The organism is Pseudoalteromonas sp. SA25 (assembly GCF_011378705.1).
GTDB classification, from domain to species: Bacteria; Pseudomonadota; Gammaproteobacteria; order Enterobacterales; family Alteromonadaceae; genus Pseudoalteromonas; species Pseudoalteromonas arctica.
Map to the genome: position 1 here is coordinate 1 of NZ_WTKV01000039.1, position 21,034 is coordinate 21,034.

Sequence of the window (21,034 nt, forward strand, 5' to 3'; positions counted from 1 at the left end):
GCTGTCTCTTGATCACAAGTCTGACTCAAGAGATTTTGCTAAATCGTAGCCTTCCAGGATGGCTTGTAACTTAAGCCATCCTTGCCATAACACTTTCACAGATGCACGCCCTGTGCGCTTGGTATCTTTCCAGCCTCCTAACTTTGCCAGTTCCTGATACGCCCATGACATATTTGGAGCAGTTTCAGGCAATGGTGTTTTTATTCTCTTTAACCACAATAACTTCCATGCTTTGGGAGATAACAGTTGTTCACAACTTGGAGAATCAGGCTGCTCATTGGTGAACTTTAGTTGCAATATTCGCGTCGCAATAAAGCCATTAATCGTCACCAATCTTTCCATGTTATCTTGGCTTTGAAGGCGTAAACTTTCGATATCCGTACCATCACTTTTCCAGACTTTATGGTATTCCTCTACAAGCCAACGGTGCTCATAGTAGGTGATGATAGCTAAAGCGTCTTCTTTGCTGGTGACTGGTTCACTGGTTAATAGGTGCCAGCTTAAGCCGTTCTCAGCGTTTCCTCGCTCTGCACAGCCGACATAGTAAACTGGGAGGGAGTGTCCTTTCTTATTGTAAGGCGCTTTGAGTGTCACTGGCGCATAGGTGATATCCAGTGTTGCGCTTCGGGCTTTTCTTCCTCCTTTTTGTGCAATGTGGATGTGTTTGGTGCCTGCACTCATCAGCTCGCTTGCAAACGCATAGAGCTTATCCTCACCTTCTTCAATATGACGACTTTGCATCGAGCGTACGACGAATCGTTGCTGCTCGCTCAGTTTATACTGCAAGTATTCGTAGATGTCCGCTTCGCGGTCACACACCGATATCACGTTCGCCATTTGTCCTTGCAGCCGCTCTGCCATCGCTCGTGACGCTGACTCCCACTTGTAACTTTCTTTTTCTTCGTAAGAAGTCGTCGCGTGTTTTTCTCTTTTTCCAATCGTGTTGATATCACGACTCCAGCGAGACTGTTCAATTAATCCCACAACTTGCTTTGTGTCTGGCGCAAACAGTAATACGCTATGAGCTAACAAGCCTCGTTGTTTTGCTCCTCGTCCGACATGACCCAAATCATCTCGAATGGAGGAATGTTTATAAATTAGTGTGGTCGTGTCTTCTAATGCGAGTAATAAGTTATGACTTTTTGCTTGTTCAACCGTGGCTTTAAAGCCTGACTCTGCTATAGCCGTTGCGTCAATATTCTCGTTGCGAATAAAGCGGTAGGCACCTTCCATATCGGCGGGGGATTGAGTGATGTTCACAAGTGGTTTTCCTGGTTCATTTGCAAGCGTTGATGCTAACTTTACCAGACGCGCTGTTCTTCTTGGATCACCTAAGTCCGATTTACCGAATTGTTGTTTTGCCCAATGAGTATGTTCGTTAATCATAATGTGCCCTCAAACAAGATTTGAAGATCTGATCATGACATTGAGATTTAGTTCAAAAAAATCCCCGCTAATTTCTTAGCAGGGATTTGTGTATAAGAGACAGCTTTTTAAGCGCCTTTTTTAATGCCTATTGAATAAGTCACTCCGTTTATAAATTACTTAAACTTTTTTACATACCTAAGCGTTATAAAATTAATAATGGCAAGTAAAATGGCTATTTCGTAACGGCTGTAGGCTACAGCTATACCAATTAAGCCCATATTCCAAATACTTGCTGCGGTTGCTGTGCCGGAGGTTGATTTGTTATTTTTCAAAATTGCGCCACCGCCAATAAAACCAATACCAGTAATGATGCCTTGCAACATTTTTGATTGAGCTTCTGCGCCATCTAAAACCGACATAGCAATTAATGCATACCCACACGATGCAACAGCAACAAGAGGAAAGGTACGAAGGCCTGCGCCATCATTACTACGCTCTCTGTCGTAAGCCATGGGTAGTGCAAGTAGGTATGCAATACCTAAGTGTATTAAGTTATCGATGATTTCATTCCACTGTAAATCAATTTCCATTATTGAACCTGTGCTGGTTAACTTTGTTAATAATAAGCAAACAGTAAGCCATGGCATAAATGACTATTAATCAATGAGTTATTGTTAATGCCTGTATTTAACAAGAATTATTGAGGAAACTTTTACATGTTTTTATTACTATTTTACGCAATAGTTAATTTGATCTGAGTTTTAAAGCCCCGTATTCTTTTATCCAGACTAAAAGACACCTATGTGAATCTCTTGCCTTTAAATAAAACATTAAGCACACCCACTAAGCTTGAAAAAACAGCCTTACTATTTTGCGTTGGGTTATCTGTTATTGCTTTTTTATTTCCTGAATTACTTACAGAGCACTTACAACCCGCTATTAATAAAATTTTAGGTTATTTAGGGTCGCCATTTTTTATATTGGTAAACTTGTTACTTTTTTCTGTGATAGCTATTGCTATAAGCCCATTAGGGCAACGAAAAATAGGAGGAACGCAAGCACTTGTTGAGTTTAGTACCTTTGGTTGGCTTTCTATGTTGTTTGCAGCAGGAATGGGCTCAGGACTTATATTTTGGGGAGTAGCAGAGCCTGCACTACACATAGTTAACTCGCCTTTAAAGCAAAGCTTGTATCCCAACCACCAAACAAGTGGTTTGGCACTTACACTAGTTAATTGGGGCGCGCATGCATGGGCGCTCTATGCAGTATTTGGCTTGGTATTAGGTGGGCTTACTCGCAATAGTGGTACAGCGGGCGATATTAGTGCTCCTGTGATCAGTGCAACTAAAGGCGTTATTAATCGGGCTTGGCAGTTACAGTTGAGCTTTAGCATTAAATTAATTGCCATACTTGCAATATTTTTTGGTGTCGTGGGCACAATTGCTAATTCAACTTTATTACTGCGTAAAGGGCTCGAGCTTGAGCTAGGGGTTGAGTCTGCTTTATTTTCGGGGTTTATTATTATTTTTTTAATTGCGCTGCTTTATACTATTTCTGCAAAGTTGGGGCTTAAAAAAGGAATTCAAACTCTTAGTAAATTTAATGTGTTTTTAGCATTTGCACTTATAGCATGGCTATTAATTTTTGTGCCTATACAGCCAATTATAGATATAGCAATAGGCGGTACATGGGATTACATTCAGCTCATAACCACAGGTACATGGCAGTTTGAAAGCGTACTTAATGACCCTGCATGGGCAACAGGTTGGACATACAATTACTATTTTTGGTGGTTAGCTTGGGGTCCGTTTGTTGGTGTGTTTTTGGCAAAAATTAGTCAAGGACGGCCGGTTTGGCAATACATATTAGGTGTCGTATTTGTACCAACCTTTGTGACTATTATATGGTTTAGTGTGTTTTCGGGCTCTGCAATTGCGTGGGATCAAACTCACAATGCAGGCATTTTAGAGGCTATTAAAGCCGATTATACGCAAGGGCTGTTTGTATTTTTCGAGCAATTAGGCTGGCAAGGCGGTCTATTAATTTGGTCAAGTTTATTGCTTCTACTCATTTTTGTAGCCACATCAGCAGACTCTGCTGTTTTGGTTATTCGCCAATTAAGTGGTGCAAGTGAAGCTCAAACATGGAGCTTGTATGCTTGGTCGTTTGCACTAGGTTTATGCGCTTTTGTTTTGTTAGTACAAAACAATGAACCATTAAACAGAAGCGTTGCTATTATTGGAGCGCTTCCTTTTTTAATTATATTTATATTGCAATTAATTGGTTTTATTAAAGAGTTTACAAATGAACTAATCAATGAAGAATAAGTATTCATTTAAATATGCCATTACCCTTAACACATTTTTACAGAGTTATTTTAAAAAAGGCTAAAATTAAGGTATTAGCCAGTAGTTAGCATTCAGGATGAATTATGCGTATTTTAGTTATTGTTGTTTTTTTTACAAAGTCTTCTCGGTTGTACCGCTGTAGGTGTATTGCTTGATAATTCAGCACGCTCGGGTAGTAGCTCAACGAACTCTGGTACTTTTGTAAAAGACGAAGAGGGCTTGAGTTTCTCAAAAATGGGATATGCAGTTGACTCCGCTATAGTGGAATTTGTAAAAGACGAGAGCAATCCAAAACAAACATGTAGGCAAGTAACAAAGAGTTTAAAAGAGTGTGTAGATGTTGATAAATCTAATCTACACACTAACGAATCTCATTCTAAGCTGTTAAAAACTGATGATGAAATAATAAGTGTTGGTCAATAAAACTGCTTATAAAAAAGTAGCTATGATCGTAGCCTGCTTGCATTTCAAGTGTAAGCGGGTAGCCTTTTTTATCAGCAATAGCGACTAAGTTTTCTGGCTTAAGTTGCTCTTGTAAAAAGCCATCAGCATCACCTTGACTCACTAACATGGGTAAGTAATGAGCTTGCTCTGCGTTTTTCATCAACTCGCAGCTATCATATTGTGCCCAAAGCGCCTTATCATTTCCTAAATAGCCAGAAAATGCTTTTACACCCCAAGGGCATTCAATTGGATTTACAATAGGGCTAAAAGCCGAGGCACTTACAAACGAAGTCGGGTTTTTAAGTGCAACCATTAATGCACCGTGCCCGCCCATAGAGTGACCACTAATTGCTTTTGTGCTTGTTATCGGAAAATGTTGTTCAATAAGTGCTGGTAACTCACTAACAACATAATCGTACATATTAAAATGAGTGTTGTAAGGAGCTTGCGTGGCATTTACGTAAAAGCCTGCGCCTTGTGCAAAGTCGTAGCTGTCTTCATTGGGGACGTTTTCGCCGCGCGGGCTAGTGTCAGGCGCTACAATAGCAATACCCAGCTCAGCTGCTTTTTTAAATGCGCCGGCTTTTTGCATAAAATTTTCGTCTGTACAGGTTAAACCTGATAGCCAATAAAGTACCGGTACTTTGTTTGTCTCACTTGCGCCAGGTGGTAAAAATACGGCAAAGCGCATAGTGCTATGTGTACTTTGCGAGCTGTGATTATATTGTTTATGCCAACCGCCAGACACTTTTACACTTGAGATATTTTCTAACATACTTAATCCTTAAAAGCCGTAAACTTAAAAGTATTACGGCTTATTAATAAGCTATTTTACGAATGCAGTTTATTAGTAATGAATGACTGTACGAATACTTTTGCCTTCGTGCATTAAGTCAAACGCTTCATTAATATCTTCAAGGCCCATTGTATGAGTAATAAAGTCGCTAAGAGCAAATTCACCCGCCATGTAACGCTCAACAATTTCAGGAAGTTGTGAACGGCCCTTAACACCACCAAATGCGCTACCACGCCATACACGCCCAGTTACCAGTTGAAACGGACGGGTTGATATTTCTTGGCCAGCACCCGCCACACCAATAATTACCGATTCTCCCCAACCTTTATGGCAACACTCAAGTGCTGAGCGCATAACGTCAACATTACCGATACATTCAAACGAGTAGTCAACGCCGCCGTCTGTCATTTCAACAATAACCTCTTGAATTGGCTTGTCGAAATCTTTTGGGTTAATTAAATCAGTTGCACCTAGTTTTGTAGCTAAATCGAATTTAGTGGTGTTTATATCAACACCAATAATACGACCAGCACCGGCCATTTTTGCGCCAATAATCGCAGACAAACCAATACCGCCTAAGCCGAATATAGCAACAGTGTCGCCAGGCTTTACTTTAGCAGTGTTGGTAACTGCGCCCATGCCTGTTGTTACACCACAGCCTAGTAAGCAAATCTCTTCTAGTGATGCTTCTTTATTTACTTTAGCGAGTGAGATTTCTGGCAATACAGTGTACTCAGAGAACGTTGATGTACCCATGTAGTGATAAATTGGTTGGCCGTCTTTAAAAAATCGTGTAGTGCCGTCTGGCATTAGGCCTTTACCTTGTGTTTCGCGCACGGCTGAACACAGGTTAGTTTTACCTGAAGTACACATTTTACATACGCCACATTCTGCAGTGTATAAAGGAATAACATGATCCCCAACTTCAACACTCGTTACGCCTTCGCCAACAGCATAGACAACACCAGCGCCTTCGTGACCTAAAATAGCAGGAAATATGCCTTCAGGATCTTGGCCTGATAATGTAAATGCATCGGTATGACACACACCTGTAGCGGTAATTTTTACCATGACTTCGCCTTTTTTAGGCATCATCACATCAACTTCTTCAACACTAAGTGGTTGATTAGGACCCCAAGCAATGGCAGCTTTTGATTTAATAAATTCAGACATGTGTTTTATTTCCTTTAACTGGCTATTAAAAAATAATTGTAGACCCAATTTGCTTGGGTGATGTGCTTATTGTATTTGTTTCTCAAATAATGATAATCTCAATTTTATTAAAACACTTTTACAGTATGGTAATAATGGCGCGTTGGAATGGAATAGATGAGTTTATAGCTGTTGGGGAGGAGGGCAGCTTTACTGCGGCTGCAAAAACGCTTGGACTTTCGGTTGCGCATATTAGCCGCCATGTTACAGCGCTTGAGCAACGTTTAAATACCCAGCTTTTAACCCGTACAACCCGTAAAGTGGTTTTAACTAAAGAAGGTGAAGTGTACTTACATCAAATAAAGCACTTACAACACGCTATGGACGAGGCAACTCAAGGCCTTGCTCAGCAACAAAGTACGCCTAAAGGTAAAATAAAGCTCACAGCACCAGTTATGTACGGAGAGAGCTTTATTATGCCCATAGTGCATAATTTTATGAAGGATCATCCCGAGGTCGAAGTTGTTGCCACACTAAGTAACGAGCAAGAAAATTTATTAGAGGGCGGATTTGATTTAGCCATAAGGCTAGGGCATTTAAAAGATTCGAGCTTAAAAGCGCGTAGGTTAAGTGCGCGGCGTTTTATTATGTGCGCGGCACCACAGTATTTAACGCGATTTGGTGAGCCGCATACTTTAGGCGAGCTAAACAGCCATGAATGTTTAATTGGGAATAGTAGCTACTGGCGCGTAAACGAAAATGGGCGCGATAAACACATTAAAATAGCGGGACGGCTACAGTGTAATAGTGGTTGGGCGCTGGTGGATGGCGCAAAAAAGGGGCTTGGTATTGTACAGCTCCCAGACTACTACATTGAAAACGAAATTAACTCAAGGCAATTGGTGCCTATTTTAACACCCTATCAACCACAGCAAGAAGGGGTGTGGGGCGTATATCCACCAAGGCAGTTTGTGGCCACTAATGTACGGGTATTGCTCGATTATTTAGTTAAAGGGCTGAAAGCTTAACCGCGAATTAATGGTTAAGCATGTATTGCTGTAAATATAGCCAAGTATCAGATTTTTAAATTATTTCTTACATTTTACGCCATACCCAAAGGCACTTTTTTCGTGCTACTATTGCTCAATACTTTTACGATAAGTGTTAAAAATAATATGTTTCAACCGGTTAGCTTATTTATAGGGCTTAGATATAGTCGCTCCTCTAAAGGAAATGCGTTTATATCGTTTATTTCGTTTTTTTCTATTGCCGGTATCGCTATTGGTTTAATGGCATTATTTACGGTAAGCAGCGTAATGAACGGGTTTGAAAATAGCCTAAAAACCAATATGCTTGGACTTATTCCGCATGTTGAAGTTAGCGCAGGTAAACACACTGCCACCCAAATGAACACCCTAAAAACCGACCTCGAACAATCTCCTTATGTTGATCATGTAAGCTTATATCGCCACGGCGAAGCTATTTTGCAAACGAATAAAGACTTGCACGGCGTTTTACTACAAGGCCTTTATAACGACAGCGGGTCTTTGTATAAAATTACAGATAAAATAGTGCAAGGCGATTGGAAAACTGTATTAAACAAAAATTACAACATTGCTATAAGCCGTTATTTGAGTCGTAAATTAGGCGTTAGCGTGGGTGATAAGCTTCGCGTTATTATGCCTAATGCTTCAACATATACACCTCTTGGGCGAGTACCCAGCCAGCGTTTATTTAAAGTTGCCGCAATATACGAAACCGGATCTGAGATAGATATGGCACTTGCGTTTACAAGTGGCGCTTCACTACAGCGGGTATTAAAGCTGGATGAAAACACTGCCCCAAATTTAAGTGTTTCATTGCACGAACCTTTCGAACTAGATGAGTTTATTGAAGCAAGCCAGCGTATTTTACAAGATCATAATTATAGTGATTGGCGCAGTACCCAAGGTACTCTATTTGCAGCCGTTGCTATGGAAAAGCGCATTATGTCTATGTTGCTTGCCCTCATTGTATTGGTGGCTGTATTTAATATTGTATCGGCATTAACCATGATGGTAAGCGAAAAACAAGGTGAAGTGGCCATACTGCAAACGTTAGGTTTAACGCCTTCGCAAGTGCAAAAAGTGTTTATGGTGCAAGGCTTATATAACGGCGTAATTGGTACCGCAATAGGCGCATTTTTAGGTGTAATATTTAGTTTATACATAAATGAGCTACTTGCATTAGTGGGCTTAAACTTATTGGCAGGTATAGAGCTTCCGGTAAAATTTGATATTTTGAGTTTAGTAATAATAGCGTTTGCCAGTATTGCTATGAGCTTTTTAGCTACCTTATATCCTGCGCGTAAAGCCGCAAAAGTAAAACCAGCAGAGGTATTACGTTATGAATGATTTAGTAATTAGTTGTGAAAATTTAAGTAAAGTTTATCAAGATGGCAGCAACCAAGTTGAAGTATTAAAAGGTGTTGATTTAGCGCTGCAGCAAGGTGAAATGCTCGCTATTGTAGGGAGTTCTGGCTCTGGTAAAAGTACGCTTTTACACATACTTGGCACATTAGATACCGCAAGCTCAGGTAGCGCTAAAATTAAAAACCAAGAAGTTGCAAAACTTTCGCGAACAGAGCAAGCCGCATTTAGAAACCAAAATTTGGGCTTTATCTATCAATTTCATCACTTATTAATGGAGTTTAGCGCAGTTGAAAACGTGGCTATGCCATTATTAATTAAAGGCTTGAGTGCAAAAGAAGCCAAAGCTCAAGCGCTCGATATGCTCGAAAAAGTAGGCCTTGCACATCGCAGCTCGCATAAACCGTCTGCGCTTTCAGGTGGAGAGCGCCAACGCGTGGCTATTGCCCGTGCACTGGTTACAAAACCTGCGCTTGTGCTTGCTGATGAACCAACCGGTAATTTAGATAAACAAAATGCGATTAAAATTTACGATTTAATTAATGAGCTTAACCAAAGCTTAAACACCAGTTTTGTGGTAGTTACACACGATTTAGAACTTGCCGATAAGCTGGGCAAAATAGCTTATTTAGACGATGGAAAACTAGCTATTAAAGAGTCGCAGCATGTTGCTTAGTGCATTTTTAAGTAAACGTTTTAGAGCCTATTCAGGCCACAAAGATGAAAAAAACGGCTTTGTTAGTTTTATCGCTAAAGCGTCGACTATTGGTATTTTATTAGGTGTCGCGGTTTTAATTGTGGCGCTGTCGGTAATTAATGGTTTTGAGCAGCAACTAGTACATAGATTACTAAGTGTTGTGCCGCAGGTTGAATATGTAGCACCAAGTAGACCCATTGCAAATTGGTCGCAAAAGGTTGAGGATTTACAAACACAACCTCACGTAACAGGTGCTGCGCCATTTATTGCAGTGAACGGAATGGCGCAATATAAAAGCCAGCTAAAAGCGATAGAAATTAGGGGTGTTGAGCCATCGCTAGAGAGTAATGTATCGGCGGTAAACCAGTTTACCAGTGGTAAATTAGTCAGCCAGCTAGGCCTTGACGATGTAATTTTAGGTAAGCAAATAGTAAAACAGTTAGACGCCAAAGTAGGCGATAACATTACATTACTTATTCCGCAAATTAGTCAAAAAGGTCAATCATTATTAGCGCCTAAACGCGTAACACTTAACCTTGCAGGTGTTATAGAAATGGGCGGACCGATTGATAGTACCGCTGCATTTATACATCTTAACAAAGCACAGCAAACATTGGGTTACGATGAAACCCAAGTAACAGGGCTGCGGTTAAGTGTTGATGATGTGTTTTCGGCGCATCAAATAGCGCTAAAAGTAGGGCAAACTATTGACGACTACGTGTATATTTCTAGTTGGTTTAGAACCCAAGGCAGCCTTTATCAAGATATTCAAATGGTGCGTACCATTGTTTATATTGTGGTGTTTTTAATTATAGCGGTAGCCAGTTTTAATATTGTATCGTCCTTGGTGATGGAAGTACGCGAAAAACAAGGCAATATCGCAATTTTAAAAACCATGGGCGCGAAAGACAGTACTATTTTAGCCACCTTTGTAATGCAAGGCTTAATGCAAGCATTCGTAGGCGTGGCACTAGGGACACTAATTGGTGTGGTATTAGCGCTTAATATAAGTGAGCTTTTTACGTGGATGAGCCAATTATTTGGAGCGAACCCACTTGAGGGCGTTTATTTTATAGAGTTTTTACCAAGTAAATTAGTACTTGAAGACATTGGTATTACAGTGATTGTTACGTTTGTGCTTGCGATACTTGCCACTATTTATCCTGCATGGCAAGCAACACGCGTAGATCCTGCCAAGGTGCTTGGTAACTAGGTATAAGAAGCTCAGATAAAAATTAATAGGGCACTATAACGAAACCTGTTAAACTAGGCGCTTATTTAAAATTAAGCAATAACTGCTTGGTTGCTATACCTCACTTTGGGATTTACTTTGACTAATAACGATATTTTACGCCGCATTCGCTACACTTTTAACTTAACTGATACTGCTATGGTCAATGTTTTTGCATCAGCAGAGCATACGGTCACCAAAGAGCAAGTAATTGCATGGTTAACTAAAGAAGGTGAAGAGGCTTTTACCCCAATAAGTGATACTGAGTTTGCTAGCTTTTTAAATGGGTTTATTAATACCCAACGTGGCAAACGCGAAGGTGAGCAACCAGAGCCAGAGAAAAAGCTAAACAACAATATTATCTTTATGAAGCTACGTATTGCTTTAAATATGAAAGCAGAAGATGTCATAGCAACACTTGCACTTGTTGATTTTGATTTAAGTAAGCATGAGTTAAGCGCATTTTCTCGTAAAGTAGATAACAAACATTACCGTGTTTGTAACGATCAAATATTACGTTTGTTTTTAACCGGCGTACAAAAGCAGCATCGTCCAGAAGAGTCTGCTGAGTAACTGGTTTTAGCTAATTAGCTTTTAGTTAATGGGTTTTTTGCGAGCGCAATGCAGTATAAAGCCCATTAATTGTTATATTTTTAAACAAATCCACACCTAACCTAATACTTCTAAAACTCCCTTTTGAAAATATAAAAACTCACTTGGCACTGTTCCGATTTTAAATCTGTGAATTTAAATTCATCTTTAATAAATAAAAATCAAACTTCCAATCAAAAATAATTCACGTAGATCGCGTTAAATATCTCAATTTTTCATGCTAAGGTAATAGTTAATTATATTAAATTAAGACCTTAAAGCATGAATCATAAACTTGATCACGTTTACTTTAACATCTGATAAATACTTTTATTATTAACACGGAAGAATAATTATGAATTATATCCATAGCACAATCGCACAATTAAAAAATAGTAGTCCTGCACAATGCGAGTTTTATCAAGCTGTTGAAGAAGTACTTGAATCACTCGAACCTATCTTAGAAAACTCAGAAAAATACAAAAAAAATGCCATTATACAACGCTTAGTTGAGCCCGAACGCCAAATTATGTTTAGAGTTCCCTGGGTTGATGACGAAGGCAATATTCAGGTAAATAAAGGCTACAGAATTGAGTTTAACTCTGCACTTGGCCCCTATAAAGGTGGCTTACGTTTTCACCCAAGTGTGAATGCCAGCATAATTAAATTTTTAGGGTTTGAGCAAATATTTAAAAATGCTTTAACAGGTTTACCAATCGGTGGTGGTAAAGGCGGGGCAAACTTTGATCCCAAAGGGCGCTCAGATGCTGAAATAATGCGTTTTTGCCAATCATTTATGAGCGAGCTCTATCGCCATATTGGCCCTACAACCGACGTACCCGCTGGAGACATTGGAGTAGGGGCGAGAGAAATAGGTTACTTGTTTGGTCAATATAAGCGTTTGACTGGGCGCTATGAAGGTGTTTTAACAGGTAAAAGCTTATTGTGGGGTGGATCGCTTGTACGAAAAGAAGCCACGGGATACGGCGCTGTTTATTTTGCTGACTACATGCTGCAAGCGCGCGGCGATAGCCTACAAGGTAAGCGCTGCTTGGTCTCGGGCGCAGGTAATGTTGCTATTTATGCAATGGAAAAGCTTTATCAAATGGGGGCAACACCAGTAAGTTGCAGCGACTCTCGTGGCACTGTGTATCATGAGTCGGGTATAGATTTAAATCTTATTAAATGTTTAAAAGAGCAATCGCGTGATTGCTTGAGTGTATATAAACAAACTCACCCCGATGCTATTTATATTTCTGTAAATGACTACCCTAAAGATGGGCACGCTGTTTGGCGCTTTAATGCCGACGCTGCTTTTCCGTGCGCCACACAAAATGAATTAACACAGGCAGACGCTAACGCATTATTGTCCGGCGGTTGTTTATTAGTAAGTGAAGGCGCAAACATGCCTTCAACAAAAGAGGCTATTGATTGCTTTATTGCTGCAAAAATTGCGTATGGACCAGGTAAAGCGGCCAATGCCGGCGGCGTTGCAACAAGCCAATTAGAAATGGCGCAAAATGCGAGCATGCAAAGTTGGACCTTTGAAGAAGTTGACGAAAAGCTAAAACAAATTATGAAAAATATATTTGTTACCGCTAACGACACCGCTACAGAATTTGGTGAGCCTGGAAACCTTTTATTAGGCGCTAACATTGCAGGCTTTAGGCGCGTTGCAGATGCAATGATTGAGCAGGGTGTCGTTTAATATTAAAGCTGAACAATAAGGCTTTAATATAATGTGATTTTAAAACTAGCCATAAAATTGAGTATATTATGGTTAGTTTTAAACATTAACGCCATTAGTGAACTATAACCCTATAAAGCTGGGCTATAACAGCGTAGGATCAAGTTACTTTCGAATGAAAATTAGGTTTGCACTTTAGGTGCATTAAGACAAAAAATTATGCAACTAACTGCAAAACCATCACTTCCTAATGCGTTACTTATTTCTATTAGTACACCACAATTTAAAGGTGACGAAGCAACAGAGTCGCTTGCAGAGCTTGCTCGTTTGGTAACTACGTTAGGCTTTAAAGTAGTAGGTACACAATCGCAAAAGCAAAGTTCTACCCAAAAAGTTAATGTACTGGGCTCAGGAAAACTAGCTGAAATAGCACACCTTACCGGCAATAAAGGGATGGTTGAAAACGAGCAAGAAGATGATTTACTTGATGAAGACCCTTTAACCGAAATATCCTCAGAAATTCCATCAGACGAACTTGATTTTGCATGTGCTGATGTAGTGGTATTTGACTGTGATTTAACGCCTTCTCAACTACGTAATGTTGAGAACCAGCTGGGTGTAGAAGTATTTGATCGCACCGGTATTATCATTGAAATATTTAGCCGTCATGCGCGTACTAAAACTGCAAAATTACAAGTTGAAATTGCTCGCCTTAATTATGTCGCGCCACGACTGCGTGAAACATCAACAGGTGATAAAGAACGCCAAATGGGTAAAGGTGCGGGTGAAACCACACTTGAGCTTAATCGCCGTAAGGTGCGCGATCAGTTAGCAGAATTAAAGCGCGAACTTGTTAGTGTTCAAGATGTAATGATGGACAGACGTACGCAGCGCTCTGAGCTATTCTCAGTGGCTTTAATTGGTTATACCAATGCGGGCAAGTCATCAATGATGCGCGCAATTACAGGTAGTGATGTAGAAGGCGAAAATAAACTCTTTGCAACGCTAGATACCACTGTTCGCGCGCTGTATCCGATTACGCAGCCACGTATATTGGTTTCAGATACGGTTGGTTTTATTAAAAAATTACCTCATGATTTGGTTGCTTCATTTCATTCAACGCTCGCTGAGGCACATGATGCGTCGTTATTGTTGTATGTTGTAGATGCTTCAGATCCTTCTTTTCGCTCACAACTTGAAGTAGTACATAAAGTATTGGCAGAAGTTGGGGTGGAAGGCAGCAAAAAATTATTAGTACTGAATAAGTCAGACCAATTAAGTACTGAGCAGCAGAAGTCGCTAATGGATGAATTTCCTGATGCGATGATGACCTCTACACGTAATCCAGATGATATTAGTAAACTGCACAAATACATTATTGGCATTGCTCAAGAGGACATGATTGAAGAAGAGATTGTTATACCGTACACAGCTAAAGGTATTGTGGGCGAAATTCGATCGAGTATGAGTGTTGTTAAAGAAGAATATGAATACAGCCATATTAAATTAACAGTGCGCTCGAGTGCGATTGATTTAGAACGTTTAAAAAAGAGAATGTTGAATTTATAATAAATTCAGTACAATTCAGTACATAAAAAGCACAGCCAATTGGCTGTGCTTTTTAGTGTTAGTCCTAATATACGTAAATTTAACGCTGCTAGCGCTAAATATAGCTCTGAGATAAATTCCCTACCCAGAGCCTCAGTTACTTAGAGACGAAACTAGGAAAAAGCGTTGTCGCTTAGCTCTTCTTGCATTTGCTCGCGCATTTTAAATTTTTGCAGTTTACCTGTTACTGTCATTGGATAGTTTTCTACAAAACGGATATGTCGTGGCATTTTAAAGTAGGCTAGTTTGTCTTTTAAAAACTCACGAATTGCTTGCTCATCAAGTACAGCATCTTCTTTTGGTTGGATCCAAGCGCACACTTCCTCGCCATATCTTTCATCTGTTATACCAAATATGGCAGCATCTTGAATGCCCGGGTAGGTGTAAAGCACTTCTTCTATTTCTCGAGGGTAAATGTTTTCGCCGCCGCGAATAATCATATCTTTAATGCGGCCAACAATAGTGACAAACCCTTCTGTATCCATGACACCTAAATCGCCAGAGTGTAGCCAACCACTTTCATCTATTGTGGCTTTTGTTTTAGCATCGTCATTCCAATAGCAGCGCATTATGCCTGCACCTTTACTACACACTTCGCCAGGTTGACCAATTTTTTGAATGCTACCCAGTTCGTCAATTATTTTAACCTCAGTATGGGCAAGTGCGCGGCCAACCGTCGTTACTTGCCGCTCTATTGAAGAGTCTGTTTCGGTAATATTGTTTATGGGGCTGCACTCCGTTTGCCCGTAAGCAATCAGTACTTGATGCATGTTCATTTGTGTTTGTACTTTGCGCATTACTTGCTCTGGGCATGTAGAGCCTGCCATTACACCCGTGCGTAAAGTACTTAATTTATAATCGTTAAAATTACTTAGCTCAAGCTCACTAATAAACATAGTAGGTACACCGTGCAGCGCTGTACATCCTTCTTGTTGAACTACATCTAGTGTGTTTTTTGCATCAAACGAATCGCCTGGATAAATGGCTGCTGCACCTTTACTAACACACAATAAGCTACCCAATACCATTGCAAAGCAATGATATAACGGGATAGGGATGCATAACTTGTCATCGCTCGTAAAGTGCATAGATTCGGCGACGAATAGCGCATTATTTAAAATATTTTTATGAGTGAGCGTTGCGCCTTTTGGGTTGCCTGTTGTGCCTGATGTAAATTGTATATTGATGTCTTGCTCAGCATTTAAGTTTGCACCTATTGCTTTTAATTCAAGCTCATGTGCCGATGTTGGCAAGTTAATAACATCGTTAAAAGAGTACATACCAGGAGATGCTTCATCGCCAATGCGGATTATATTTTTAAGAGTGGGCAGTGCTTTTAAATTAAGTGTGTCTTTATCGCAAGTTGCAAGTTCTGGAGCCAAACCATTGAGCATTTCTAAATAATCACTGCCTTTAAAGTTTGATGCTGTGATTAGAGTAGAGCATTCAACACTATTTAAAGCGTATTGTAATTCGTTAGGGCGATATGCAGGGTTAATACACACCATTATTGCGCCAATTTTGGCTGTTGCAAATTGGGTTAAGCACCATTCAATATTATTAGGAGACCAAATACCAACGCGCTCTCCTGGTTTTACACCAAGGGCCAGTAAGCCCATAGCAAGTTGATTAACTTCTTTTTGAAATTCTTTATACGTTAAGCGAATACCCTGGTGATGAACTACAACAGCTAACGCCTCTGGATTTTTGTCGACAATAAAGTCAAAGTACTCGCCTATAGTTGAATTTGTTAAAGGTGTGCTTTGTATACCTTTAAAATAGCTTTGCGATAACGGTAAGTGATTTATTTTTTCTACTTCTTTTACCGCAATAGTGTGTGTGTGCATTGCTCTCTCCATGAAAATGTGTGTGAGTTATGTAAACTACAAAGTTAAAATAAACACATATTGTCGACAAAGAGAAGTGCAGTTAGACTAATGTATTATTAGATTAATAAAAGCTAATACTACTTTTTAGACACAAAAAAACGCGTCTTACAATGTAAGTACGCGTTTTTAAACGAGCAATAAATTTACATTTCGTCGCTGCGGTATGTTTTTTTCATTATGTAAACGTAAGCGTTTACAAATGCATTTTCTTGATACTTTTTAAGACCTGTTTCTTCAAAATCAATAGGAATAGGATTACGCTTTACCTGTTCTTTAATTTCAGTTGTGGTAAATAAACGTACGTCTAAATTGTCGATTAATTGAATCGCAGTTTCCATTTTGAATCCTTTTGCGCTGCCAGCAAATTTACCTTTAGGCTGACGCTCACGGATTGCAACAGAATCAATTTGGTAATCTTGCATTAGTTTTGCAAAATCGAATTGAAATTTACGCATTACTTCAGTGTCGTTACCGTTACCTAAGGTAAAGCGTGTTTGGCGCACATCGCGAATATCAAATACGTCATTATCTTTACTTAAAATACAAAGTAGTACATCACTACCGGTAATTTCTACACCACATGTTCTCATGTCTATTCTCTAAAATAACTTAATTACGCAGTATTATACGCAACACACATTAAAATGCGAGTGTAGGTATAGTTGTAGGTGCGTAATTAGTGCGTTGATGCTTTTATATTTTAATGAAATGATTTTTTTTGCTCTAAAAGTTACACTTTGTGCTCAAAACGGGTGGATTTCACCCCTTAAAACTTGTAATTAAATGCGCAGCACGCGACAATATATCTTTGTAGTTGTACAGACTCTGCATCTACATTTATTAGTCAATGCTTATTCGTAAAAGCGTTGTCGACTCATTCTCATTTAATTTATTAAAAATACACGTGATACATTGTAGGTGTCACCACTGTAGCAAGGATTTATAATGCCAGTTATTACTCTTCCAGACGGAAGTCAACGTAGTTTTGAAAACCCTGTAAGCACGCTTGATGTTGCAAACGATATTGGCCCAGGTTTAGCTAAAGCGACCATTGCGGGTCGTGTTAATGGCGACCGTGTTGATGCATGTGATTTAATTAGTGAAGACTCTCGTCTTGAGATCATTACCGCTAAAGACGATGACGGCCTTGAAATCATTCGTCACTCTTGTGCTCACTTAATTGGTCATGCAGTTAAGCAACTTTTCCCAGACGCGAAAATGGCAATTGGTCCTACCATTGATAACGGTTTTTACTACGATATCGATATGGAACATTCATTATCACAAGATGATCTTGAAGCAATTGAAAAGCGTATGTTGCAACTTGCAAAAACCAACTACGACGTAGTGAAAAAAACAGTAAGCTGGCAAGAAGCACGCGATACATTTGAAGCGCGTGGCGAAACATACAAAATAGAAATTCTGGACGAAAACATCGCTAAAGATGACCGCCCAGGATTATATCATCACGAAGAATATGTAGACATGTGTCGTGGACCTCACGTTCCTAACATGAAATTTTGCCAAAACTTCAAAATAATGAAAGTTGCGGGTGCATATTGGCGTGGTGATTCAGAAAACAAAATGCTACAACGCATTTACGGCACAGCGTGGGGCGATAAAAAGCAACTTAAAGCGTATTTAAAACGCCTTGAAGAAGCTGAAAAACGCGATCACCGCCGTATTGGTAAAGCGCTTGATTTATGGCATTGGCAAGAAGAAGCGCCAGGCATGGTATTTTGGCACAACGATGGTTGGAGCATTTACCGCGAGCTTGAAGAATTTGTACGTGAAAAGTTACGCGAATATGAGTACGAAGAAGTAAAAGGTCCAATGATGATGGACCGTTCACTTTGGGAAAAATCAGGTCACTGGGAAAAATATTCAGAAGCAATGTTTACCACTGAGTCTGAAAAGCGTGAATACGCGATTAAACCAATGAACTGCCCAGGACACGTGCAGATCTTTAACCAGGGTTTAAAATCGTACCGTGATTTACCACTTCGTATGGCTGAATTTGGTTGTTGTCATCGTAATGAACCATCAGGTGCACTACACGGTTTAATGCGTGTACGTGGCTTTACACAAGATGATGCTCACATTTTCTGTACCGAAGAGCAGATAATGGACGAAGTTTCAGCGTGTATTAAGATGGTTTATGATACATATGAAACATTCGGATTTGAGAAGATTGTAGTTAAGCTATCTACTCGCCCAGAACAACGCATTGGTGAAGACCATATGTGGGATAAAGCAGAGCTTGCTTTAGCCGAAGCACTTAAGCTAAACGATATTGAATTTGATTATCTTCCGGGTGAAGGCGCGTTTTATGGTCCGAAGATTGAATTTACTTTATACGATTGTTTAGACAGAGCGTGGCAGTGTGGTACAGTGCAATTAGACTTTGCATTACCGGGGCGTTTAGGCGCTACTTATGTAGCAGAAAATAACGAACGTCGTACACCTGTAATGATACATCGTGCTATTTTAGGTTCTATTGAACGCTTTATTGGCATTTTAACTGAAGAGTACGCTGGTTTATTCCCGACGTGGCTTGCGCCAAAGCAAGTGGTAATTATGAATATTACCGATAAACAAGCTCCTTATGTTAAAGAAGTTGTACAAAAATTAAATAAACTTGGAATTAGAGCCGCTGCTGACTTGAGAAATGAGAAGATTGGCTTTAAAATCCGTGAGCATACACTGAAGCGTATTCCATACTTGCTTGTTGTTGGCGATAAAGAAGTTGAACAACAAGAAGTAGCAGTGCGTACTCGCACAGGTGAAGACCTAGGCAAATTTAATGTCGATGATTTTGTAGCTAAAATTAGCGAAGAAATTAAAAATCGACAGTAAAAATCGAGCGTGTAAGGCATTAACAAACAGCCAATTACACGCTTATATTATTGATATTCTTGGAGGAACGTACTATTAGAGGCGGCAAGAAAGGGCAACAAACAGCTCAAAAAAATCGTATTAACGAAGAAATTACAGCGCAAGAAGTTCGTTTAATTGACATTGAAGGCGAACAAGCTGGAATTCAGTCATTACAAGACGCGCAAACTATGGCCGATGCAGCGGGTGTTGATCTTGTTGAGATCAGTCCAAACGCTGAGCCGCCTGTTTGTAGAATCATGGATTACGGTAAGTTCATCTTTGAAAAAAGCAAAGAACTAAAAGAGCAGAAGAAGAAGCAAAAGCAAATCCAGATAAAAGAAATCAAATTCCGTCCTGGTACGGATGAAGGTGATTATCAGGTTAAGCTTCGCAACTTACGTAAGTTCTTAGAAGCTGGCGATAAAGCTAAGATTACTATCCGCTTCCGTGGTCGTGAAATGGCTCACCAAGAAATTGGTATAGAATTATTAAACCGTATCAAAGCCGATTTAGAAGAACTTGCAGTAGTTGAGTCTTTCCCAAATCGTGTTGAAGGTCGCCAAATGGTTATGATGATGGCGCCTGTTGCTAAAAAATAATTTTTAAGCGATAATACGCACCGAAATTAGCTCAGGTCTGCAAGTAATATGCGAATATTCACCTGAGTTAACCGGTATTAAAGTAAGATTGCGGCATTTATGCTGGGTCTTCACCGGAACATGGCAGTAAGTTAGGCCTAAAAGTGGAGCTATAGAAATATATCTCACGCCTGCTTACTAATTTAAAAGCAATACAATTTGGAGTTATTGCAATGGCTTATAAGCTAAAAAGTCACAGTGGCGCTGCTAAGCGTTTCAAAAAGACTGCTTCTGGCGGTTTCAAGCGTAAACAAGCGCATCTTCGTCATATTCTGACTAAGAAAACTTCTAAGCGTAAGTTACACCTACGTCCTAAGATGATGGTTCATAAAAATGACCATGGTCTAGTTTCACGTATGTTACCGTTCGCTTAATAGGGGTTTTTAGAAATGGCAAGAGTTAAACGCGGCGTTGTCGCACGTGCACGTCACAAAAAAGTTTTAAAACAAGCAAAAGGTTACTACGGAGCACGTTCACGTGTTTACCGCGTAGCTTTCCAGGCTGTTACTAAAGCGGGTCAATACGCTTACCGTGACCGTCGTGCGAAGAAACGTACTTTCCGTCAATTATGGATTGCACGTATCAATGCTGCTTCACGTCAAAATGGTCTGTCTTACAGCCGTTTTATCAATGGTCTTAAAAAGACATCTGTAGAAATCGATCGTAAGATCCTTGCAGATATCGCTGTTTATGACCAAGTTGCATTCGCAGCGCTTGTAGAAAAAGCAAAAGAAGGCCTAGCCGCTTAAGCTTTTTCATATAAGTATTAAAAAGGAGCCTATGGCTCCTTTTTTTGTGCCTGTAATTTAATAACTTACACTTTTTTATAGCTGAGCTAAATTAGTTTTCTCAAATTAATACCCATCTGCTTATATAAGCTCTATTTATCGATAAAAAGATAGTAAGCGTCTAGCCAAGTGCACCTGCAAGTAACTCGTCAAAACTATTAAGCTATCCCTGAATTTCAATTAAGAGGTAGCTATGAGAAAAACACGTAGCCTTGAGCAATGGCGTAGTATTATAGAAGAGCAACAATCGAGTGATTTAACTATCACTGAGTATTGTCAGCAAAATACTTTATCAAAAACAACTTTTTATGCCGCAAAAAACAAGCTAAAGGCATTACCTGGCAATTTTGTTCGCGCCAAAATCACTAAACAACCTGACGTTATCAAGCCGCAACAGCCGATAACCCTCACTGTTGGCAAAGTAAAAGTCAGCTTGCCATCAACAACGCCTGCAACTTACCTCAGCCAATTGTTACGCGAGTTTGCCTGATGAAAATGTTTGTTGAACCCGA

The 21,034-nt window shown here is 39.7% G+C and carries 20 protein-coding genes; 14 read left to right on the forward strand and 6 right to left on the reverse strand.

All coding sequences use genetic code 11. The annotated features are described in order from the left end of the window. Positions 1-12: 12 nt before the first annotated feature. Positions 13-1,386 (reverse strand): IS4 family transposase, encoded by a 1,374-nt coding sequence (locus GQR45_RS20645; RefSeq protein ID WP_096058041.1) that lies wholly within the window; start codon positions 1,384-1,386, stop codon positions 13-15. 155 nt (positions 1,387-1,541) lie between these two features. Continuing rightward, positions 1,542-1,958, reverse strand: a complete 417-nt coding sequence (locus GQR45_RS20650) for an MgtC/SapB family protein (protein WP_024590122.1) — start codon at positions 1,956-1,958, stop codon at positions 1,542-1,544. Positions 1,959-2,171: 213 nt separating this feature from the next. On the opposite strand from GQR45_RS20650, the gene GQR45_RS20655 reads away from it, so the two are divergent. Continuing rightward, positions 2,172-3,695, forward strand: coding sequence for a BCCT family transporter (locus tag GQR45_RS20655; RefSeq protein WP_346774208.1), 1,524 nt, complete (start codon positions 2,172-2,174; stop codon positions 3,693-3,695). 168 nt (positions 3,696-3,863) lie between these two features. After that, the gene (locus tag GQR45_RS20660; RefSeq protein ID WP_240920302.1) at positions 3,864-4,139 is read left to right on the forward strand and encodes a hypothetical protein; all 276 of its coding nucleotides are present in this window, start codon (positions 3,864-3,866) and stop codon (positions 4,137-4,139) included. Here GQR45_RS20660 and fghA read toward each other — a convergent pair. After that, positions 4,093-4,935: an S-formylglutathione hydrolase gene (gene fghA / locus GQR45_RS20665; RefSeq protein ID WP_165726904.1), complete on the reverse strand. Its 843-nt coding sequence runs from the start codon at positions 4,933-4,935 to the stop codon at positions 4,093-4,095. The genes GQR45_RS20660 and fghA overlap by 47 nt on opposite strands. Positions 4,936-5,007: 72 nt before the next feature. Further along, positions 5,008-6,129 (reverse strand): S-(hydroxymethyl)glutathione dehydrogenase/class III alcohol dehydrogenase, encoded by a 1,122-nt coding sequence (locus GQR45_RS20670; RefSeq protein WP_007375333.1) that lies wholly within the window; start codon positions 6,127-6,129, stop codon positions 5,008-5,010. Between the two features lie 134 nt (positions 6,130-6,263). Between GQR45_RS20670 and GQR45_RS20675 the strand changes: the two genes are divergently transcribed. From GQR45_RS20675 to hflX, 7 genes are all read left to right on the forward strand, one after another. Next, positions 6,264-7,136, forward strand: coding sequence for a LysR family transcriptional regulator (locus GQR45_RS20675; protein ID WP_206008738.1), 873 nt, complete (start codon positions 6,264-6,266; stop codon positions 7,134-7,136). Between the two features lie 147 nt (positions 7,137-7,283). After that, a complete protein-coding gene (locus tag GQR45_RS20680) occupies positions 7,284-8,501 on the forward strand; it encodes a lipoprotein-releasing ABC transporter permease subunit (RefSeq protein WP_165726906.1) in 1,218 nt (405 codons plus the stop codon). After that, a complete protein-coding gene (gene lolD, locus GQR45_RS20685; protein ID WP_007375330.1) occupies positions 8,494-9,192 on the forward strand; it encodes a lipoprotein-releasing ABC transporter ATP-binding protein LolD in 699 nt (232 codons plus the stop codon). The genes GQR45_RS20680 and lolD overlap by 8 nt, the downstream gene beginning before the upstream one ends. Beyond that, the gene (locus tag GQR45_RS20690) at positions 9,182-10,426 is read left to right on the forward strand and encodes a lipoprotein-releasing ABC transporter permease subunit (RefSeq protein WP_165726907.1); all 1,245 of its coding nucleotides are present in this window, start codon (positions 9,182-9,184) and stop codon (positions 10,424-10,426) included. The genes lolD and GQR45_RS20690 overlap by 11 nt, the downstream gene beginning before the upstream one ends. Before the next feature lie 117 nt (positions 10,427-10,543). Next, complete coding sequence (locus tag GQR45_RS20695) at positions 10,544-11,017, forward strand: DUF1456 family protein (protein WP_002960721.1); 474 nt, start codon at positions 10,544-10,546, stop codon at positions 11,015-11,017. A 373-nt stretch (positions 11,018-11,390) separates the two neighbouring features. Further along, positions 11,391-12,743: an NADP-specific glutamate dehydrogenase gene (gene gdhA / locus GQR45_RS20700; protein ID WP_007582676.1), complete on the forward strand. Its 1,353-nt coding sequence runs from the start codon at positions 11,391-11,393 to the stop codon at positions 12,741-12,743. A 198-nt stretch (positions 12,744-12,941) separates the two neighbouring features. Beyond that, positions 12,942-14,291 (forward strand): GTPase HflX, encoded by a 1,350-nt coding sequence (gene hflX, locus GQR45_RS20705; RefSeq protein ID WP_007582678.1) that lies wholly within the window; start codon positions 12,942-12,944, stop codon positions 14,289-14,291. Between the two features lie 152 nt (positions 14,292-14,443). On the opposite strand, the gene GQR45_RS20710 is transcribed toward hflX, so the two are convergent. Together GQR45_RS20710 and GQR45_RS20715 are read right to left on the reverse strand one after the other, a co-directional pair. Continuing rightward, complete coding sequence (locus tag GQR45_RS20710; RefSeq protein WP_165726908.1) at positions 14,444-16,177, reverse strand: AMP-binding protein; 1,734 nt, start codon at positions 16,175-16,177, stop codon at positions 14,444-14,446. Between the two features lie 185 nt (positions 16,178-16,362). Then, the gene (locus GQR45_RS20715) at positions 16,363-16,809 is read right to left on the reverse strand and encodes a DUF3010 family protein (protein ID WP_007582681.1); all 447 of its coding nucleotides are present in this window, start codon (positions 16,807-16,809) and stop codon (positions 16,363-16,365) included. A gap of 355 nt (positions 16,810-17,164) precedes the next feature. On the opposite strand from GQR45_RS20715, the gene thrS reads away from it, so the two are divergent. The 5 genes from thrS to GQR45_RS20740 all read left to right on the forward strand — a co-directional run bounded on the left by thrS (position 17,165) and on the right by GQR45_RS20740 (position 21,012). Next, entirely contained in the window at positions 17,165-19,075 is a 1,911-nt protein-coding gene (gene thrS, locus GQR45_RS20720) for a threonine--tRNA ligase (RefSeq protein ID WP_007582683.1), read from the forward strand. Between the two features lie 59 nt (positions 19,076-19,134). After that, positions 19,135-19,695, forward strand: a complete 561-nt coding sequence (gene infC / locus GQR45_RS20725; RefSeq protein ID WP_002960714.1) for a translation initiation factor IF-3 — start codon at positions 19,135-19,137, stop codon at positions 19,693-19,695. A gap of 212 nt (positions 19,696-19,907) precedes the next feature. Next, complete coding sequence (gene rpmI / locus GQR45_RS20730) at positions 19,908-20,108, forward strand: 50S ribosomal protein L35 (protein ID WP_002960713.1); 201 nt, start codon at positions 19,908-19,910, stop codon at positions 20,106-20,108. A gap of 15 nt (positions 20,109-20,123) precedes the next feature. After that, a complete protein-coding gene (gene rplT / locus GQR45_RS20735; RefSeq protein WP_002960711.1) occupies positions 20,124-20,483 on the forward strand; it encodes a 50S ribosomal protein L20 in 360 nt (119 codons plus the stop codon). Positions 20,484-20,715: 232 nt separating this feature from the next. Then, entirely contained in the window at positions 20,716-21,012 is a 297-nt protein-coding gene (locus GQR45_RS20740; RefSeq protein WP_024591198.1) for a hypothetical protein, read from the forward strand. The last annotated feature ends 22 nt before the right edge of the window (positions 21,013-21,034 follow it).

Bases quoted from the DNA above. Each gene is read 5' to 3' on its own strand.
- gdhA (WP_007582676.1), top strand. From the start codon at position 11,391: ATGAATTATATCCATAGCACAATCGCACAATTAAAAAATAGTAGTCCT.
- GQR45_RS20710 (WP_165726908.1), bottom strand. From the start codon at position 16,177: ATGCACACACACACTATTGCGGTAAAAGAAGTAGAAAAAATAAATCAC.
- GQR45_RS20680 (WP_165726906.1), top strand. From the start codon at position 7,284: ATGTTTCAACCGGTTAGCTTATTTATAGGGCTTAGATATAGTCGCTCC.
- GQR45_RS20715 (WP_007582681.1), bottom strand. From the start codon at position 16,809: ATGAGAACATGTGGTGTAGAAATTACCGGTAGTGATGTACTACTTTGT.
- rplT (WP_002960711.1), top strand. From the start codon at position 20,124: ATGGCAAGAGTTAAACGCGGCGTTGTCGCACGTGCACGTCACAAAAAA.
- fghA (WP_165726904.1), bottom strand. From the start codon at position 4,935: ATGTTAGAAAATATCTCAAGTGTAAAAGTGTCTGGCGGTTGGCATAAA.
- hflX (WP_007582678.1), top strand. From the start codon at position 12,942: ATGCAACTAACTGCAAAACCATCACTTCCTAATGCGTTACTTATTTCT.
- GQR45_RS20675 (WP_206008738.1), top strand. From the start codon at position 6,264: ATGGCGCGTTGGAATGGAATAGATGAGTTTATAGCTGTTGGGGAGGAG.
- GQR45_RS20740 (WP_024591198.1), top strand. From the start codon at position 20,716: ATGAGAAAAACACGTAGCCTTGAGCAATGGCGTAGTATTATAGAAGAG.
- lolD (WP_007375330.1), top strand. From the start codon at position 8,494: ATGAATGATTTAGTAATTAGTTGTGAAAATTTAAGTAAAGTTTATCAA.
- GQR45_RS20670 (WP_007375333.1), bottom strand. From the start codon at position 6,129: ATGTCTGAATTTATTAAATCAAAAGCTGCCATTGCTTGGGGTCCTAAT.
- GQR45_RS20650 (WP_024590122.1), bottom strand. From the start codon at position 1,958: ATGGAAATTGATTTACAGTGGAATGAAATCATCGATAACTTAATACAC.
- thrS (WP_007582683.1), top strand. From the start codon at position 17,165: ATGCCAGTTATTACTCTTCCAGACGGAAGTCAACGTAGTTTTGAAAAC.
- rpmI (WP_002960713.1), top strand. From the start codon at position 19,908: ATGGCTTATAAGCTAAAAAGTCACAGTGGCGCTGCTAAGCGTTTCAAA.
- GQR45_RS20690 (WP_165726907.1), top strand. From the start codon at position 9,182: ATGTTGCTTAGTGCATTTTTAAGTAAACGTTTTAGAGCCTATTCAGGC.
- GQR45_RS20645 (WP_096058041.1), bottom strand. From the start codon at position 1,386: ATGATTAACGAACATACTCATTGGGCAAAACAACAATTCGGTAAATCG.